The organism is Variovorax sp. IB41, from assembly GCF_016405905.1.
GTDB lineage: Bacteria > Pseudomonadota > Gammaproteobacteria > Burkholderiales > Burkholderiaceae_C > Variovorax.
Window position 1 is genome coordinate 98,140 of the sequence record NZ_JAEFCB010000002.1, and the last position, 16,510, is coordinate 114,649.

General features: G+C 69.4%; 13 protein-coding genes and 1 tRNA gene. 2 read left to right on the top strand and 12 right to left on the bottom strand.

Features of this window, described 5'->3' with window-relative positions; translation table 11 throughout:
- Window positions 1-5 precede the first annotated feature (5 nt).
- Window positions 6-1,268: a radical SAM family heme chaperone HemW gene (gene hemW, locus JC881_RS07135; protein WP_198785001.1), complete on the top strand. Its 1,263-nt coding sequence runs from the start codon at window positions 6-8 to the stop codon at window positions 1,266-1,268.
- A gap of 41 nt (window positions 1,269-1,309) precedes the next feature.
- Window positions 1,310-1,397 (top strand) — tRNA-Ser (locus JC881_RS07140).
- Window positions 1,398-1,596: 199 nt separating this feature from the next.
- On the opposite strand, the gene JC881_RS07145 is transcribed toward JC881_RS07140, so the two are convergent.
- The 12 genes from JC881_RS07145 to JC881_RS07200 form a co-directional block, all read right to left on the bottom strand.
- Entirely contained in the window at window positions 1,597-2,874 is a 1,278-nt protein-coding gene (locus tag JC881_RS07145; protein ID WP_198785002.1) for an NAD(P)/FAD-dependent oxidoreductase, read from the bottom strand.
- A 49-nt stretch (window positions 2,875-2,923) separates the two neighbouring features.
- A complete protein-coding gene (locus JC881_RS07150; RefSeq protein ID WP_198785003.1) occupies window positions 2,924-3,823 on the bottom strand; it encodes a GNAT family N-acetyltransferase in 900 nt (299 codons plus the stop codon).
- Window positions 3,824-3,837: 14 nt separating this feature from the next.
- Window positions 3,838-5,163 carry an NAD(P)/FAD-dependent oxidoreductase gene (locus JC881_RS07155; RefSeq protein ID WP_198785004.1) on the bottom strand — a complete coding sequence of 442 codons (1,326 nt, stop codon included), beginning with the start codon at window positions 5,161-5,163 and terminating at the stop codon, window positions 3,838-3,840.
- Window positions 5,164-5,240: 77 nt separating this feature from the next.
- The gene (locus tag JC881_RS07160) at window positions 5,241-6,680 is read right to left on the bottom strand and encodes an aldehyde dehydrogenase family protein (protein ID WP_198785005.1); all 1,440 of its coding nucleotides are present in this window, start codon (window positions 6,678-6,680) and stop codon (window positions 5,241-5,243) included.
- A gap of 51 nt (window positions 6,681-6,731) precedes the next feature.
- The gene (locus JC881_RS07165) at window positions 6,732-7,085 is read right to left on the bottom strand and encodes a cupin domain-containing protein (RefSeq protein ID WP_198785006.1); all 354 of its coding nucleotides are present in this window, start codon (window positions 7,083-7,085) and stop codon (window positions 6,732-6,734) included.
- A gap of 251 nt (window positions 7,086-7,336) precedes the next feature.
- Window positions 7,337-8,815: an NAD-dependent succinate-semialdehyde dehydrogenase gene (locus JC881_RS07170; protein ID WP_198785007.1), complete on the bottom strand. Its 1,479-nt coding sequence runs from the start codon at window positions 8,813-8,815 to the stop codon at window positions 7,337-7,339.
- A 40-nt stretch (window positions 8,816-8,855) separates the two neighbouring features.
- Complete coding sequence (locus JC881_RS07175; protein ID WP_198785008.1) at window positions 8,856-9,944, bottom strand: tartrate dehydrogenase; 1,089 nt, start codon at window positions 9,942-9,944, stop codon at window positions 8,856-8,858.
- 11 nt (window positions 9,945-9,955) lie between these two features.
- Window positions 9,956-11,584 carry an ABC transporter ATP-binding protein gene (locus JC881_RS07180; protein ID WP_198785009.1) on the bottom strand — a complete coding sequence of 543 codons (1,629 nt, stop codon included), beginning with the start codon at window positions 11,582-11,584 and terminating at the stop codon, window positions 9,956-9,958.
- Window positions 11,584-12,507, bottom strand: a complete 924-nt coding sequence (locus JC881_RS07185) for an ABC transporter permease (protein ID WP_198785010.1) — start codon at window positions 12,505-12,507, stop codon at window positions 11,584-11,586. Before JC881_RS07185 ends, JC881_RS07180 begins: the two co-directional genes overlap by 1 nt.
- 10 nt (window positions 12,508-12,517) lie before the next feature.
- Window positions 12,518-13,474: an ABC transporter permease gene (locus JC881_RS07190; RefSeq protein ID WP_198785011.1), complete on the bottom strand. Its 957-nt coding sequence runs from the start codon at window positions 13,472-13,474 to the stop codon at window positions 12,518-12,520.
- A gap of 34 nt (window positions 13,475-13,508) precedes the next feature.
- Window positions 13,509-15,131: an ABC transporter substrate-binding protein gene (locus JC881_RS07195; protein ID WP_198785012.1), complete on the bottom strand. Its 1,623-nt coding sequence runs from the start codon at window positions 15,129-15,131 to the stop codon at window positions 13,509-13,511.
- 67 nt (window positions 15,132-15,198) lie between these two features.
- On the bottom strand, window positions 15,199-16,491 hold the full coding sequence (locus JC881_RS07200) for an NAD(P)/FAD-dependent oxidoreductase (RefSeq protein ID WP_198785013.1): 1,293 nt from the start codon (window positions 16,489-16,491) through the stop codon (window positions 15,199-15,201).
- Window positions 16,492-16,510: the final 19 nt, after the last annotated feature.

Below are 16,510 nucleotides of genomic sequence, written 5' to 3' on the forward strand. Positions count from 1 at the left end.
CGCAGATGGCCACTGTCTTCCCGATCCAGCCGGCGCAGTCCACAGGTGCGCCGCAGGCCAACGACGTGCTGCACTGGATGCGGCCCGGCCCGCTGCAGCTCGCGGCGCTGCCGCCACTGTCGCTCTACATCCACCTGCCGTGGTGCCTGCGCAAGTGCCCGTACTGCGACTTCAATTCGCACGAATGGCGCGCCACGAGCGCGGCCGATGCCGATGGCATCCCAGAGGCCGCGTACATCGATGCGCTCGTGGCCGACCTCGACGCGGCGCTGCCGCTGATCTGGGGCCGCACCGTCCATACCATCTTCATCGGCGGCGGCACGCCCAGCCTGTTCTCGCCGCAGGCCATCGACCGCCTGCTGGGCGATGTGCGCGCGCGCCTGAAGCTCGCGCCCGATTGCGAGATCACGCTCGAAGCCAACCCCGGCACCTTCGAGCGCAACCGCTTTCGCGCGTACCGCGCGGCGGGCGTCACGCGCCTGTCGGTGGGCGTGCAGAGCTTCAACGACGAGCACCTGACGGCGCTCGGCCGCGTGCACGACCGCGCCCAGGCCATCGCCGCGGTGGAGGAGGCCGCGAGCGCCTTCGACACCTTCAACCTCGACCTGATGTACGCGCTCCCCGGCCAGACGCTGGAGCACCTGGAGGCCGACCTCTCGCAGGCGCTGGCGCTCGCGCCGCCGCACCTCTCGGTCTATCACCTCACCATCGAGCCCAACACCTGGTTCGCGAAGTTTCCGCCGACGCTGCCCGAAGACGACATCGCCTACGCCATGCTCGACCGCATCACCGAGCGGACCGGCGAGCTCGGCATGTCGCGCTACGAGGTGTCGGCCTATGCGCGCGAGGGGCACCAGTGCGCGCACAACCTCAATTACTGGCAGTTCGGCGACTACCTGGGCATCGGCGCCGGCGCGCACAGCAAGTTGAGCTTTGCGCACCGCATCGTGCGGCAGGTGCGCTACCGCGAGCCCCGGCTGTACATGGAGAACGCGCGCGCGGGCGCGGCCGTGTCGCAGAGCGACGAGGTGTCGCTGGCCGACCTGCCGTTCGAGTTCATGCTCAATGCGCTGCGATTGAAGGCGGGCTTCACGCTGCCTCAGTTCAGCGAACGCACGGGGCTCGCAATGACGTCGATCCAGCGCGGGCTCGAAGAAGCCGAGCGCAAGGGGCTCGTGGCGCGCGACCTGTTCCGCGTGTGGCCGACCGAGCGCGGGCTGGATTTTCTGAGCGACCTGCAGACGCTGTTCCTGCCCGATGGCGATTGAACGGATCGAGGCCTCGGCCTCGGCATAAAATCGACGGTTCCGGAGAGTTGGGTGAGTGGTTTAAACCAGCAGTCTTGAAAACTGCCGACGTGAAAGCGTCCGTGAGTTCGAATCTCACACTCTCCGCCAGCAGGCCGCCTATCCGCTCGGCAATGCGCGCAGGGCAAGGCCTTGCCTCTTTATTGAATTCCCTCGGTATCTGACCCGGTCCACCTCGAACGTCTTGGGGTGCACAGACTCGCGGTCAGTTGAATTGCCTTGGTTCGGACAGACCGAAGATCGAATCGGCCCGGCGCCATCGCCGCCAATCAGTCCGGTCCCCCCAAATTCAGCGCACCAAATCCTGAAACCGGTAATAAGCCCCCACGATCGGAAGAAACCATGGCTTGCCGAAATGCCCCGGAATCGCGGGCCAGTCGAAATCGCGCCAGGGGTTCAGGTCGGCGCGGCCGTCCATCACCTCGGCCATGATCGCGCCCATGTAGGTCGACATGTGGGTTCCGTGCCCGCTGTAGCCCATGGAATAGAAAAGGCCGTTGCGCTCGCCGGCGCGTGGCAATCGGTCGCGTGTCATGTCGACCATGCCGCCCCAGCAATAGTCGATGCGCGTGTCTCCGAGCTCCGGGAAAACCTCTACCAGCGAGCGCTGCAGGATGGCGCCGCTCTTCATGTCCGACGCCGGGTTGGATGCCGCGAAGCGCGCGCGGCCGCCGAACAGCAAGCGGTTGTCGGGCGTGACGCGAAAGTAATTGACGAAGTTCTTCGTGTCCGTCGTCATTCGGCGCCGCGGCGTGAGGCGGTCGAGGACTTCGACCGGCAGCGGCTCGGTCACGATGATGAATGCGCCCACGGGCACGATGCGGCGGCGAAACCATGCCAGCGGTCCGATGGCCGATGTACCGGTCGCTAGCAGCACCTGCCTGGCGCGGACGCTGCCACCGGGCGTTTCGACCTGATGCGCCGATCCGGCCTGGCGCTTGAGGCCGACGACCGGCGCGTTCTCGTAGATGCGCACACCGCGCCTGGCCGCCGCAACGGCGAGGCCGTGGCCATAGCGGCCCACGTGCATGCCGGCGCTCTTGCCGAAGACCATGCCGCCGAAATACCGGTCGGACCCGATCTCGCTGCGCAGGTCTGCCCGCGTGACCATGTGGGTGTCCGGATCGCATTCCTTCGCCATCAGCGCCTGCGAGCGGGCCAGCTTGTCGTAGTGTTCCGGCTTGGCGGCGAGCTTGAGCTTGCCGACCCGTTTGAAGTCGCAGTCGATGCCTTCTTCGGCGATCAGCGACTCCACCTTGCACACGCCTGCGTCGAACGCGCGATAGAGCATGTTGGCGCGCTCCCGGCCGAGCCTCCCCGACAACGCGGCGTAGTCCTGCGCGAAACCGTTGTTGCACATGCCGCCGTTGCGGCCGGAGGCGGCACTGCCGATGGCGTCCGCATCGAACACCGCCACGCTCGCGCCTTTTTTGGCCAGCGCGATCGCTGCGGACAAGCCGGTAAAGCCTGCGCCGACCACCGCCACATCGACATCGCCGCTCGGCGCTTCGGTCTGCGCGGCGGTGAATTTGGGGGCGGTATCGAGCCAGTAGGGCATCAATTTCATGGCGTGGAGTCCATCGTCTCTGCGACGTGTGGGTGGGGAGGGCCGGGCGTCAGCCGAACGACTGGTTGGAAAGGGCGAACAGGCGCGCGTCCGCATCCGGATCGATCGAACGTGCCTGTGGGTTGCGCACCATGGGCACCGCGTGGCCGACGCAGGGCAGCCCCATTTCCGTGAGCCAGGCCGAAAGACCGCTGTCCCCGGTCACGTCGATGCGAAGGAACCGGCCGCGGGCTCGGGCGGCGAGTGCGGCGACGAGGCCCATCGCATCGGCGGCACTGCGCGCGCCCGATGCGACCACCGGGCCGATCACCACGCCGTGCCCGAACTCTCTCGCGCAGGCGTAGGCCGACACACCGTCGCCGCGCTCGACGACCATCGCCGTTCCGGTCGCGAACAACGCATCCAGCAATGCAGTCCGGTCCATGCCCGTGGCGGCCAGGTCCAGCCGGCGCACGCGCGCGTCGTCTGCTGCGCGCAGGGGCCGCACGCTCGCGGGCGTCGCGGCACGAAGGGCTTCCGCGGGCAGCACGGCCTGGTGCTGGAACACCTGTCCGCGTGCGACGAACCCGAGCTGCGCATAGAGCGCAAGCCCTTCCTCGGTGGCGTTCAGGAACACCGTGCGGTCGCGCGCCTCTTCGAGCAGCTTCCCCATCAAGGCCCGGCCCAGGCCTTGCCCCTGCATGCCGGGCTCGACGATGACCATGCCCACTGAGGCATGGCTGTCGCCATAGGGCCACCACATCGCCGTGCCCACCAGGCGGCTCGCGACTTCCGCCGCGAAGCCGCTGCCCAGACCGAAGGCGAAGCGCCAGTCGGCCTCGCGGTAGGGCCAGCCGAGCGCTGCGGATTGCCTGACCGCGTCCGGCAGGTGATGGCCGCGCAGCGCGGTCAGCTGCGGCGCCGTCTTCTGTGTCGAAGCGCTCGGGCCGCGCGGAGGTGCGAACGTCATGGCAACGCCTGGGCCTAGAAGTCCGAGACCTTGCCCCACGCCGACGACAGGAACCTGTCCGGGTGGTAGGGGCGCGGGTCCACGAGCGGTTCGGCGCCGCTCACGATGTCGGCGATCAGGTGGCCGGCCCCGGGGCCGATACCGAAGCCATGGCCGCTGAACCCTGCCGCCAGCACGAGCCCGGGCAGGTTCGTGATCTCGCCGATGCCCGGAACGCCGTCGGGCGTGCTGTCCACGTAGCCCGCCCAGGTCGCGGTGACTGTGCTGTCCGCCAGCGCCGGCATCAGTTCGACGGCGCGCTTGTACGTGAGGCGAACGGCCGATGCGTCCACCTTCGGATCGAGAACGCGCATGCGCTCCATCGGCGTGGGCTGGTCGAGCCGCCAGCGCGCGCGGCCTTCATGGCCCGAGCGAACGCCTTCCAGGCCGCCGGGTGCGAGGTTGCGCCATCGCCGCTGGAACATCGGCAGGAACTGCGTTGCAAAACGCAGAAGCTGCGGCGTCGGGTCCACGCGGCCGCGGCCGCTGATGGCCAGCGCGTACCGGCCGTCCTGGCGCCGCGTCATGGAGACGCCGGTCGTGTGCAGCGCAGGCGGAAGCTCCTTGCTGGCGGTGGTGACCGACAGCATCGTCTGCCGGATCGCCGCCTGCGGAAACCGGATGCCGTATTGGCGGCAGAACGAGGATGCCCACGCGCCACCCGCGAGCACCGCGACCTTGGTGCGGATGGTGCCGCGCTCGGTGACCACGGCCGAGAGCCGCCCGCCCTCGGTCTCCAGGCCGCGCGCGGCGCAGCCCTGGTGAATCGTGCCGCCCAGCTTCATCAAGGCGCGCGCCACGGCAGGGGCCGCGAGCGAGGGGTCCGCGGTGCCGTCGGTCGGCGAAAAGACACCGCCCTTCCACGGCTTGCCGGTCGCCCGGCCGTGGCGAGCGGCCTCCTGGGCGGTCAGCATGTGGGTCTTCACGTCGACGGTGCGCGCGAATTCTCCCCAGCGGGCCCAGCCGGCCAGTTCCTTTTCGCTGTTGCTCAGGTAGAGCAGGCCGCATCGGCGGAACCCGGTCATCTCGCCGGTTTCGGCGGTGAACTGTTCCCACAGGTCCAGGCTCCTGGTGGCCATCGGCAATTCGCGCGCGTCGCGGTTCTGTTGGCGGCACCAGCCCCAGTTGCGGCTCGACTGCTCGGCGCCCACGCGCCCTTTTTCGACCAGCGCCACCTTCAGCCCGCGCCTTGCCATGTAGTACGCGGCAAAGACGCCGATGATGCCGCCGCCGATCACGACGACGTCGGCGTGCGTGGGCAGCTCGGGGCTCGATTCGACGGGAACTAGAGGTACAGGCATGGAGATATCCGTAAGGGCTTCAGTGAAAGGCTGCAAGACAGCGGGGTTCCGCGCGTCCATCGTTCCCGGCGGCAAGCTCAGTCACCGAGGACTGCCTTGGTCTCCAGATATTCCTCGAGCCCGTGCACGCCGTATTCGCGGCCGTTGCCCGAGCGCTTGTAGCCGCCGAACGGCGCGCGGCTGTTCCACGCCGGGTAGTTGATGTGCACCTGGCCGGCGCGCAGTCGCGACGCCACGCGCCGTGCCCGCCCGGGGTCGCCCGACTGCACATGGGCGCTGAGCCCATAGACCGTGTCGTTGGCCATCGCGATGGCCTCGTGCTCGTTTTGGTAGGGCATGAGCACCAGCACGGGGCCGAAGATCTCTTCGCGCGCCACCCGCATCGCGGGCGTCACGTCGGACAGCACCGTCGGCCGCGCAAAGAAGCCGTGCGCGAGGCCCGCGGGCCTGCCGGGACCGCCGCAGACCAGCCTGGCGCCTTCCTCGATGCCGCTGGCGATCAGCGCCTGCACCCGCGCGTACTGCGCGGCGTTGGCGATCGGGCCCATCGATGTCTTCTCGTCGCGCGGGTCGCCCACCGCGATGCCCCCCGCCGCCGCCAGTGCCAATGCCTCGACCTCGGCCAGCCGCGATGCGGGCACCAGCATGCGCGTGGGCGCGCTGCACGACTGGCCCGCGTTGCGCATGCCCGCCAACACGCCCTTGGCCACGCCTTGCTCGAAATCGGCATCGTCCAGAAAGAGGTTCGGCGACTTGCCGCCCAGTTCCTGCACCACGCGCTTGACCGTCACCGCGGCCGCCTGGGCCACGAGCACGCCGGCGCGCGTCGATCCGGTGATGGAGATCATGTCCACATCGGGGTGCGCCGCCAGCGCCGCACCGACCACTTCGCCCGTGCCGCCGACCAGGTTGAAGACCCCGGCGGGCGTGCCCGCATCGTGCATCACCTGCGCGAACAGCTGCGCGCTGTAGGGCGACAGCTCGCTGGGCTTGAGCACGACCGTGCAGCCGGCGGCGATGGCCGGCGCGACCTTGGCGGTGATCTGGTACAGCGGCCAGTTCCATGGCGTGATCAGCGCGCACACGCCGATCGGTTCCTTCGAAATGGCGATGCCGTCTTTGCGGGACAGAAAGCTGTAGTGCGCAAGCACTTCCATCTGGGTGCGAACATGCGCGATGCCGAAGGGCACGTGGGCAGAGCGGGCGAACGCGATCGGCGCGCCCATCTCCGCGACGATGGCTTGCGCGAACCATTCCGCGCGCTCCTCCAGCAGCGCGAGGATTCGGCCCAGCAGCGCCAGCCGATCCTGGACGGTGCTTCGAGAAAACGTCTCGAACGCGCGCCGTGCCGCGGCGACGGCCAGGTCGACGTCGGCCGAGGAACCCGCCGCGACATGCCCGATGACCTCTTCGGAAAACGGATCGACGACCGCGATGCTTGCGGCACCGGCGCGGTCCTGCCAGCCCCCATCGATGTAGAGCCGGGTGTCGTCGCGCCTGAGGTGGTTAACTGCCATGCCAAACTTTCATTCGATGGAGCGTCCGGCCGCGGCCGGACAAACTTCGGTTCAAGCGATAACCCATACCTTGCGCACCGTCTCGATGGTGCGCCAGGTCCCGACATAGCCCGGCTTCATGATGAAGCAGTCGCCCGCCTTGAAGGTCGAGGGCGGCTGGCCCTGCTCGGTGATTTCCACCACGCCCGAAAGGATCAGGCAGAACTCCCACGCCTCTCCCTTGATGGAATGGTTCACGCCCACGCTCGACTCGAACACGCCCGCGCGCACCTTGCCGTCCTTGGCGCTGTCCACGTCCCAGTTGCGGCATACGACATCGCCCTCGATCACGCGTTCTGCCGGCGGGCGGTATTCGCGCGGCTCGCCGAGTTCGTCGAAGTTGAAAGGCACAAGAAGTCTGGACATGAGGAACCTTGTTCGCATGGATCGGATGGTGGCTCCATGCTAGAGAAAGCACTGCCGCGTTGGTGCTGAACCATGTACCCCGAAAAGCGTGAAATGCGTGTTTGCGAGTGCCCATCGGTGGATCGTGCCGGCACCGGAAAACGGGTGGCGTGTTCGCATGGCAAGGCACGCGGGCTCAGGCGATTTCACTGGCTTGCGCGGTCTTGTCGAACACGAGGCCGAATGAACGCCGATGGCCGACTCGAGCGCGCCTACAACCCGCCCTGGCACAGGTACTTGATGTGCATGTAGTCGTCCAGGCCGTGCACCGAGCCCTCGCGGCCATAGCCCGATTCCTTGACCCCGCCGAAGGGCGCCGCCTCGGCGGCCAGCGCGCCTTCGTTGATGCCCACGATGCCCGATTCGAGGGCCTCGGCCACGCGCCAGATGCGGCGCACGTCGCTCGAATAGAAGTACGCGGCAAGACCGAAGGGCGTGTCGTTGGCGGCGGCGATCACCTCGGCCTCGGTCTCGAAGCGCGTGACCGGAACCACGGGCCCGAAGGTTTCCTCGCAGCTGCATTCCATGCTGGCGTCGGCATTCACCAGCACGGTCGGCGCGTAGTAGTTGGGACCGTCGCAGCGCGCCGAACGCAGCCGCTCGCCGCCGACCGCGATGCGCGCGCCCCGGGCCACGGCATCGCGCACGTGGCGCTCGATCTTGTCGACGGCGCGCGCGTTGATCATCGGGCCGATCTGCGAGTCGGGCTCGCCGGCGGGGCCGACCTTCAGTGCGCCGACGCGCGCCGCCAGCTTGTCGACGAAGGCGTCGTGCACCTTGGCCTGCACGAACACGCGGTTCGGGCACACGCAGGTCTGGCCGCCGTTGCGGAACTTGGCGGCCATCAGGCCTTCCACCGCGGCGTCGATGTCGGCGTCCTCGAACACGATGAAGGGCGCATTGCCGCCCAGCTCGAGCGAGAGCTTCTTGAGCGTATCGGCCGAGGCGCGCGCGAGGTGCTTGCCCACCGGCGTGGAACCGGTGAAGCTGATCTTGCGCACGCGCGCATCGGCCAGCCACACGTCGACCACGTCGGGCGTGCGTTCGCGCGAAGCCGTCACGATGTTGAGCACGCCCGCCGGCACGCCCGCTTCCTGCGCGAGCTTCACGAGCGCGAGCGAAGTGAGCGGCGTGTCCTCGGCCGGCTTGCAGACCACGGTGCAGCCCGCGGCCAGCGCGGGGGCGATCTTGCGGGCGATCATCGCGGCCGGAAAATTCCACGGCGTGATGGCAGCCACAACGCCCACCGGTTCTTTCAGCGCGAGCATGCGACGGCCGCTCACCGGTGCGGGAATCACCTCGCCATTGGCGCGCGTGGCCTCCTCGGCGAACCATTCGACATAGCTGGCCGCATAGGCCACTTCGCCGCGGCCCTCGGCCAGCGGCTTGCCCTGTTCGCGCGAGATGAGGCGGCCCAGGTCCTCCTGGTGCGCGAGCATCAGGTCGTTCCAGCGCTTGAGGATCTGCGCGCGCTGCTTGGCGGGCACGGCGCGCCAGGCGGGGAAGGCGGCATGTGCCGCATCGACCGCGGCGCGCGCATCGGCGGCGGTGCCGTCGGGCACGCTCGCGAACACGGCGTCGGTGGCGGGATCGGTCACGTCGAGCCGGCGGGCATCGCTGGCGTCGCGCCATTCGGCGCCGATGAGATGGCGGCCCGGCAGCAGGTCCTGGCGTTGGAGAGTGAGTGGCATGGAATGAAGAGGTCGGTGAGGAGTTGGAGCAAGAAACGCTTCAGGCCGCGGCCACGCGCTCGGCAATGGCGATGCCCAGTTCCGTCGTGGAAGCCGTGCCGCCCAGATCGCGCGTGCGCGGCCCGTCGCGCAGCACCGCCTCGATGGCGCCCAGGATCGCGTCATGCGCGGCGCGGCCCGCGCCCTGGCCCTGCGTGAGAAAGTCCAGCATCAGCGCGCCGGACCAGATCATCGCGATCGGGTTGGCGATGTTCTGGCCGTAGATGTCGGGCGCCGAGCCGTGCACCGGCTCGAAGAGCGACGGAAACTTGCGCTCCGGATTGAGGTTGGCCGAGGGCGCGAGACCGATGGTGCCGGTGGTCGCGGGCCCCAGGTCCGAGAGGATGTCGCCGAACAGGTTGCTCGCCACCACCACGTCGAAGCGCGTGGGCTGCAGCACGAAGCGGGCCGAGAGGATGTCGATGTGCTGCTTGTCGATCGTCACTTCGGGGTACTCGCGGCCGATGGCATCGGCGCGGCCGTCCCACCACGGCATGCTGATCGCGATGCCGTTGCTCTTGGTGGCCACCGTCAGGTGCTTGCGTGCGCGGCCGCGGGCCAGCTCGCAGGCGTAGCGCAGCACGCGGTCGGTGCCGTGGCGCGAGAACACCGACTCCTGCACCACGATCTCGCGCTCGGTGCCTTCGTACATCACGCCGCCCAGCGACGTGTATTCGCCCTCGGTGTTCTCGCGCACCACCAGGTAGTCGATGTCGCCGGGCTTGCGGCCGGCCAGCGGGCAGGGCACGCCCTCGAAGAGGCGCACCGGGCGCAGGTTGATGTACTGGTCGAACTCGCGCCGGAACTTCAGCAGCGACCCCCAGAGCGACACATGGTCGGGCACGGTCGCGGGCCAGCCGACGGCGCCGAAGAAGAGCGCATCGACGCCCTTGAGCTGCGCCTTCCAGTCGTCCGGCATCATCTGGCCGTGCGCGGCGTGGTAGTCCGCGCTGGCCCAGTCGAAGGTGCGGCAGTCCAGCTCGAAGCCGAAGCGCTCGGCCGCGGCCAGCACCACGCGCAGGCCCTCGGGCATCACTTCCTTGCCGATGCCGTCGCCGGCGATCAGCGCAATGCGAAAGGTCGGGGTCATCTCGGTCCTTGTCATGGTGTGGCGGTCGCCGCGCGGTCCATCTCGTCGAGCCACCCGCAGCGCAGTTCGGGAACGGAGCGCGCCAGCAGCTCGTAGTAGGGGTGGTGCGGGCCGCGGTCGTAGTCGGCGCGCGCCACCTGCGCGAGCTTCTTGCCGTGCTGCATCACCACGATCTCGTCGCACACCGCGCGCACCGTGTGCAGGTCGTGGCTGATGAAGAGGTACGACACGCCCAGCTCGCGCCGGAGGTCCGCCATCAGGTCCAGCACCGCCGCGCCGACCACCGTGTCCAGCGCGGAAGTGACCTCGTCGCAGAGGATCAGGTCCGGATCGGCCGCCAGTGCGCGCGCCAGGTTCACGCGCTGTTTCTGCCCGCCCGAGAGGCCGCCCGGCAGGCGCCCGGCCACCGTCTGCGGCAGCTTCACCAGGTCCAGCAGCTCGCGGATGCGCTTGCGCAGCGGCTCGCCGCGCAGGCCCTTGTAGAACTGCAGCGGCCGCGCCAGGATGCGCTCGATGGTCTGCGACGGGTTGAGTGCCGTGTCGGCCATCTGGAACACGATCTGGATGCGGCGCAGCTCGTCGCGCTCGCGCTGCCGCAGCGTCGGCTTCAGTTCGCGGCCATGAAACAGCACGCTGCCATGGCTGGGCTCCAGCAGGCCCGCCACCGCGCGCGCGAGCGTGGTCTTGCCCGAGCCCGATTCGCCGATCACCCCGATGGCCTGCCCGCGGTAGAGCTTCAGGTCGATGCTTTCCAGGATCGGCTTGGCCGGACGCCCCTGCGCGTCCACTGGGCCGTAGCCGGCCGAGAGCTGGCGCACCTCGAGCAGCAGCTCGGGATCGTCGCTCGCGGCCTGGGCCGGTGCGCGCACCGCCGGCCGGGCGGCGGCCAGCAGACTCTTGGTGTAGTCGTCGACCGGCGCGGCCAGCAACTGCGCGGTCGCGTTCAGCTCCCGCATGGCGCCGTTGCGCAGCACCAGCACGTGGTCCGCCATTTGCGCCACCACCGCGAGGTCGTGGCTCACGTACACCGCGGTCGCGCGGCGCTCGCGCACCACGCGGCGAAAGGCGCGCAGCACCTCGATCTGCGTGGTCACGTCCAGCGCGGTGGTCGGCTCGTCCAGGATCACCAGGTCGGGGTCGCCGATCAGTGCCATCGCCGCCATCAGCCGCTGCAGCTGGCCGCCCGATACCTGGTGCGGATAGCGCGCGCCGATGCCTTCCGGGTCGGGCAGCGCGAGCTCGCGGAACAGCTGCACCGCCTTGGCCTCGGCCTCGGCCCGTTTGCACAGGCCGTGGATCACCGTGGGCTCGACCACCTGGTCCATGATCGTGCGCGAAGGGTTGAACGATGCGGCCGCGCTCTGCGCGATGTAGGCGACGGTGCGGCCGCGCAATGCGCGCTGCGCACGGGCATCGAGCGCCAGCACGTCGATGTCGCCGATCTGCACGCGGCCGGCCGCGATGCGGCAGCCGCTTCGCGCATGGCCCATGAGCGCGAGGGCGGTGGTGGTCTTGCCCGAGCCCGATTCGCCGATCAGCGCCAGCACTTCGCCGGGCCGCACCGAGAAGCTCAAGGAGTCGACCAGCGTGCTGCCGCCGGCCACGATGCACAGGCCTTCGACGGTGAGTGGGGCGCCCATCAGCGTGCTCCTCGTTCGCGCGCGGCACGGCCGGGCAGGTTGTCGATGACCAGGTTCACCGCGATGGTCAGGCTCGCGATGGCAAGCGCCGGCACGATCACCGAGGCGCCGCCCATGGCCAGCGCGCCGATGTTCTCGCGCACCAGCGACCCCCAGTCGGCCGCCGGCGGCTGGATGCCCAGCCCGAGGAAGCTCAGGCTCGCCAGCAGCAGCACGACGTAGACAAAGCGCAGCCCGAGGTCGGCCAGCATCGGGCCCAGGATGTTGGGCAGGATCTCGCGCAGCATGATGTAGAGCGTGCCTTCGCCACGCGTGCGCGCCACGGTCACGTAGTCCAGCGCATTGATGTTCACGGCCAGCGAGCGCGCCATGCGGTAGGCGCCCGGCACGTAGATGATGGCCGCGGTGACCACCAGCATCGCCACCGACGAGCCGAAGCCCGCCACCATGATGAGCGCGAACATCTTGCTCGGGATCGCGGTCAGCGTGTCCAGGCCGCGGCTGAGCAAGGTGTCGGTCCAGCGGCCGCTGGCGGCGGCCAGCAGCGCGAGCGTGGTGCCGGTGCCGCTGGCCAGCAGCGTGGCCAGCAGCGCGACGCCGATCGTGTAGCGCGCACCTTCGATGATGAGCGCCAGCATGTCGCGGCCCAGGTAGTCGGTGCCGAGCCAGTGCGCCGCGCTCATCGGCTCGAAGACGTTGGAAGTGCCCATCGCCGCCGTGCCGTGCGAGAGCAGCCACGGCCCCAGCAGCGCCGCGAGCAGCCAGAACAGCAGGACCGCCAGGCCCAGCAGGCCCGAGACGCCGAAGCCGCCGAGCCACGGCAGCATGCGGCGCCTGCGTTCCTGCGATGCGGGCACCACTGGCACCAGGGGCACCACGGGCGCCGCGGCACTCGCGGCGGCTGAAGAGGTGGAGGTTTCCATGAGGTTTCCTTCAGCGATGCCGCAGCCGCGGGTTGGCCAGGATGCCGAAGATGTCGGCCGTCGTCACCAGGATCAGGTAGGCGCAGCAAAAGATCATGGCGCAGGTCTGCACCAGCGGCATGTCGCGCTGCGAGACGCCGTCGACCATGAGCTTGGCGATGCCCGGATAGTTGAAGATCGTCTCCACGATGATCACGCCGCCCAGCAGGTACGACAGGCTCAGCGCCACCGCATTGGCGATCGGCCCCACCGCATTGGGCAACGCATGCGCGAGCACCATGCGCATCGGCGAGGCGCCCTTCAGGCGCACCATCTCGATGTAGGGCGCCTCCAGCTGGTCGATCACCGCGGCGCGCGTCATGCGCATCATCTGCGCGACGATCACGCAGCACAGCACCAGCACCGGCATCGCGAAGGCGCGCAGCAGCTGGCCCAGCGACTCGATGTCGTTGACGAACGAAAGCGCCGGCAGCCAGCGCAGCTTGACCGCGAACACCAGCACCGCCAGCGTCGCGACCAGGAACTCCGGCACCGACACCACCGCCACCGCGCTGGTGGAGGCGGCGCGGTCGAACCACGAGCCGCGCCACACCGCCGAGGCGATGCCCAGCGCCAGCGCGATCGGCACCGAGAACAGCGCCGTGACCGCCGCCAGCAGCAGCGAGTTGGGCAGGCGGCTCGCGATCAGCTCGGCCACCGGCATCTGCGTGGTGGCCGAGAGACCGGGGTCGCCCTTGAGCATGCCCAGGAGCCACTTCGCGTAGCGCCGGGGCGCCGGCACGTCCAGGCCCATCTGGGCCCGCAGCGCGGCCACCGCCTCGGGCGTGGCGTCCTGGCCCAGCTGCTCCTGCGCCGCATCGCCGGGCAGCACCGCGGTGATCGCGAACACGATCACCGACACCGCCAGCAGCGACACGAGCGCGAGCGCGATGCGCTGGCCCAGGAGCTTGAGGATCACGCGGTTCATGGCGAACATCCGATCGAGCGACGGCCCGCGCGGCTCATGCCTCGAGCCACACGTTCTCGGCGAAGTTGTAGCCCATGAGCCCGCCCAGCGGAATGGGCGCGAGGCCCTTGAGCTTGGCGCTGTGGCCGTCGATGCTCGCCAGGAACAGCGGGATGCCGATGCCCGCGTCCTGGTGGATCATGGTCTGCATGTCGGCATACATCTGCTTGCGCTTGGCCAGGTCGGTCTCGGCGCGCGAGGCCAGCAGCAGCTGGTCGAACTTCTCGCTCTTCCAGCGCGACTCGTTCCATGCCGCGCCCGACTGGAAGAACTGCGTGAGCAGCACGTCGGCGCTCGGGCGCGGGTTCACGTTGCCGAAGCCGACGTGGCTGTTGAGCCAGTGGTTGGACCAGTAGCCGTCGGCCGGCATGCGCTTGATGTCGAGCTCCAGGCCCGCGCGCTGCGCCGTCTGCTGCAGCAACAGGGACATCTCCACCGAGTACAGCGCCGCCGGCGATGCCACCATCGGCACCTTGCCGGTGATGCCGGCCTTCTGCAGGTGGAACTTGGCCTTGTCCAGGTCGAAGGGGCGCTGCGGCAGGCCGGCGAAGTGGAAGCGGTTGGTCGGGTCGATGGGCTGGTCGTTGCCGATCACCGCGTAGTCCAGCGCGATGGTCTTTTTCATCTGCTCGCGGTCGAACAGGTGCTTCATGCCGAGCACGAAATCAGGGTTGGCGCCCGGGCCCACGTCCTTGCGCATCACCAGGTCGGAGTACTGGCCCGACTGGGTGACGAAGATGCCGAAGCCGGGCGTTCCCTTCACGCGGTCCACCGAGCGCGGGTTGACCGAGCCCACCAGGTCCATGCCGCCGGAGAGCAAGGCGTTCACGCGCGCGCTCTCGTCGCCGATGCCCACGAATTCGATCTCGTCCAGGTAGGGCCTGCCCGGTTTCCAGTAGGCGTCGTTGCGCACCACCAGCGAGCGGATGCCGGGCTTGAATTCCTTGAGCTTGTAGGGGCCGGTGCCGATGCCCGCGTTGAAGTCGGTGGTGCCCTCCTTGACGATCTGGAAGTGCGAGGTGCCCAGGATCACCGGCAGGTCGGCGTTCGGTGCGCTGAGCACGAAGGTCACCTCGTTCGCGCCCGTGGCCTTGGCGCTCTCGATCTGGTCGGCCAGCACCTTGGCCTTGGACGCGGTGGCCGGGTCCTTGTGGCGCATCACCGAGAACACCACGTCGGCCGGCGAGAGCGCCTTGCCGTCGTGAAAGGTAACGCCCTTGCGCAGGGTGAAGACCCAGGTCTTGGCGTCCTTGGTGCTGAACGATTCGGCCAGCGCGGGCTGCGGCGTGAGGCTGCCGTCCAGCGAGGTCAGGCCGTTGTAGACCATGTTGCAGCGCGAGTAGTCGGTCTGGTTCGACTGCTTGGCCGGATCGAGCGTGTCGGTGGCCGCGGCCGTGGCGCCCGCCACCCGGATGCGCCCGCCGCGCCGCGGCGTCTGCGCATGGGCCGACACCGCCATGCCCGCCAGGCTGCCGGCCAGCGTGGCCTGCATGCCGCCGGCCACGAGCATCGCCAGGATGTCGCGCCGCGAGGCGCCGCGCTGCAGCGACCCCATCATGCGAAGGCTTTCGCCGGGGCCGACGAGTTGTTCGAGGCTCTTGTTCTTGCTGTCGCTCATGGTGGGTACTCCTGGGAGGCCGTGGGGTGGAAGAAATCGAGGGGGAACGCAGATCGGGCGGCGGCGCTCAGGCCAGCCTGTCCTTGAGCCGGTAGTACATGCCCACCGCCGGCAGGAACCAGGGCGGGCCGAAGTGACCGGGAATGGCGGGCCAGTCGCGGCCCTGCCAGGGGTTCGCGCGCGCATCGCCGCCCATCGCCGCGGCCATGCGCGCGCCCATGTGGACCGACATTTGCGTGCCGTGGCCGCTGTAGCCCATGGCGTAGTAGAGGCCGTCGCGCTCGCCGGCGTGGGGTAGGCGGTCCTGCGTCATGTCCACGAGGCCGCCCCAGCAGTAGTCCAGCCGCACGGCGCCCAGCTGCGGAAAGGTCTGGGCCAGCCCCGCGCGCAGGACCTCGCCGCTCGCCGCATCCGACTGCGGGCTGGAGACGGCGAAGCGCGCCCGCCCGCCGAACACCAGCCGGTGATCGGCCGTGAGGCGGAAGTAGTGATGGATGTTCGCCACCGTCGTGTAGGTGCGCCGCGCCGCCAGCAGCGCCTGCGCGCGCTCGGCGCCCAGCGGCTCGGTCACCACGATGAAGCTGCCGATCGGCACGATGCGCCGGCGCAGCCAGCCGAAGCTGCCGTAGCCGCCATGGCGCGTGGCGCCGGTGGCCAGCAGCACCTGCTGCGCGGTGACGGTGCCGCGCGCGGTGTGCAGCCGGTGCGCATGGCCCTGGCCGATGCGCTCGATGCGTTCCACGGCGGTGGCGGTGTGGATCTGCGCGCCGTGGCGCTGCGCGGCGGTGGCCAGGCCGTGGGCGAAGCGGCCCATGTGCATCTGGCCGCTGCGCTTGTAGAGCAGCCCGCCGTGGAAACGCTCGCTCTGCACCTCGGCGCGCACCTGTGCCGCGTCCAGCACTTCGACATCGGTGTCCACGCCGTCGTCGGCCAGGCGCTGCGCGCTGCGTTCGAGCGCGGCCATCTGGTTGGCCCGCGTGGCGAGCTTGAGCTTGCCGTGGCGCAGGAAGTCGCAGTCGATCTCCTCCTCGCGCACCAGCCGCGCCACGCTGTCCACCGCGGCGTCGTAGGCGTGGTACCAGGCGCGGGCTTTCTCGATGCCGACCTTGGCCGCCACATCGGCGTAGTCCATGGCCAGCCCGTTGTTCACGTGCCCGCCGTTGCGGCCCGATGCTTCGGCCGCCACCCGCGCGCCGGCCTCCAGCACCGCCACGCGGGCGCCGCGCCGTGCGAATGCCAGCGCCGCCGACAGGCCCGTGAAGCCGCCGCCCACGATCGCGACGTCGACCTGCCCCGGCAGCGCGTGCGCCGCGGGCGAGAAGGCCGGTGCCGAATCGGTCCAGTAGGAATCGAGCTTCATGGCATGAAGAGAAGAGCGG

Coding starts and splice junctions, on each gene's coding strand:
- JC881_RS07200 (WP_198785013.1), bottom strand. CDS start 16,491: ATGAAGCTCGATTCCTACTGGACCGATTCGGCACCGGCCTTCTCGCCC.
- hemW (WP_198785001.1), top strand. CDS start 6: ATGGCCACTGTCTTCCCGATCCAGCCGGCGCAGTCCACAGGTGCGCCG.
- JC881_RS07160 (WP_198785005.1), bottom strand. CDS start 6,680: ATGGCAGTTAACCACCTCAGGCGCGACGACACCCGGCTCTACATCGAT.
- JC881_RS07170 (WP_198785007.1), bottom strand. CDS start 8,815: ATGCCACTCACTCTCCAACGCCAGGACCTGCTGCCGGGCCGCCATCTC.
- JC881_RS07145 (WP_198785002.1), bottom strand. CDS start 2,874: ATGAAATTGATGCCCTACTGGCTCGATACCGCCCCCAAATTCACCGCC.
- JC881_RS07175 (WP_198785008.1), bottom strand. CDS start 9,944: ATGACCCCGACCTTTCGCATTGCGCTGATCGCCGGCGACGGCATCGGC.
- JC881_RS07165 (WP_198785006.1), bottom strand. CDS start 7,085: ATGTCCAGACTTCTTGTGCCTTTCAACTTCGACGAACTCGGCGAGCCG.
- JC881_RS07155 (WP_198785004.1), bottom strand. CDS start 5,163: ATGCCTGTACCTCTAGTTCCCGTCGAATCGAGCCCCGAGCTGCCCACG.
- JC881_RS07195 (WP_198785012.1), bottom strand. CDS start 15,131: ATGAGCGACAGCAAGAACAAGAGCCTCGAACAACTCGTCGGCCCCGGC.
- JC881_RS07150 (WP_198785003.1), bottom strand. CDS start 3,823: ATGACGTTCGCACCTCCGCGCGGCCCGAGCGCTTCGACACAGAAGACG.
- JC881_RS07185 (WP_198785010.1), bottom strand. CDS start 12,507: ATGGAAACCTCCACCTCTTCAGCCGCCGCGAGTGCCGCGGCGCCCGTG.
- JC881_RS07180 (WP_198785009.1), bottom strand. CDS start 11,584: ATGGGCGCCCCACTCACCGTCGAAGGCCTGTGCATCGTGGCCGGCGGC.
- JC881_RS07190 (WP_198785011.1), bottom strand. CDS start 13,474: ATGAACCGCGTGATCCTCAAGCTCCTGGGCCAGCGCATCGCGCTCGCG.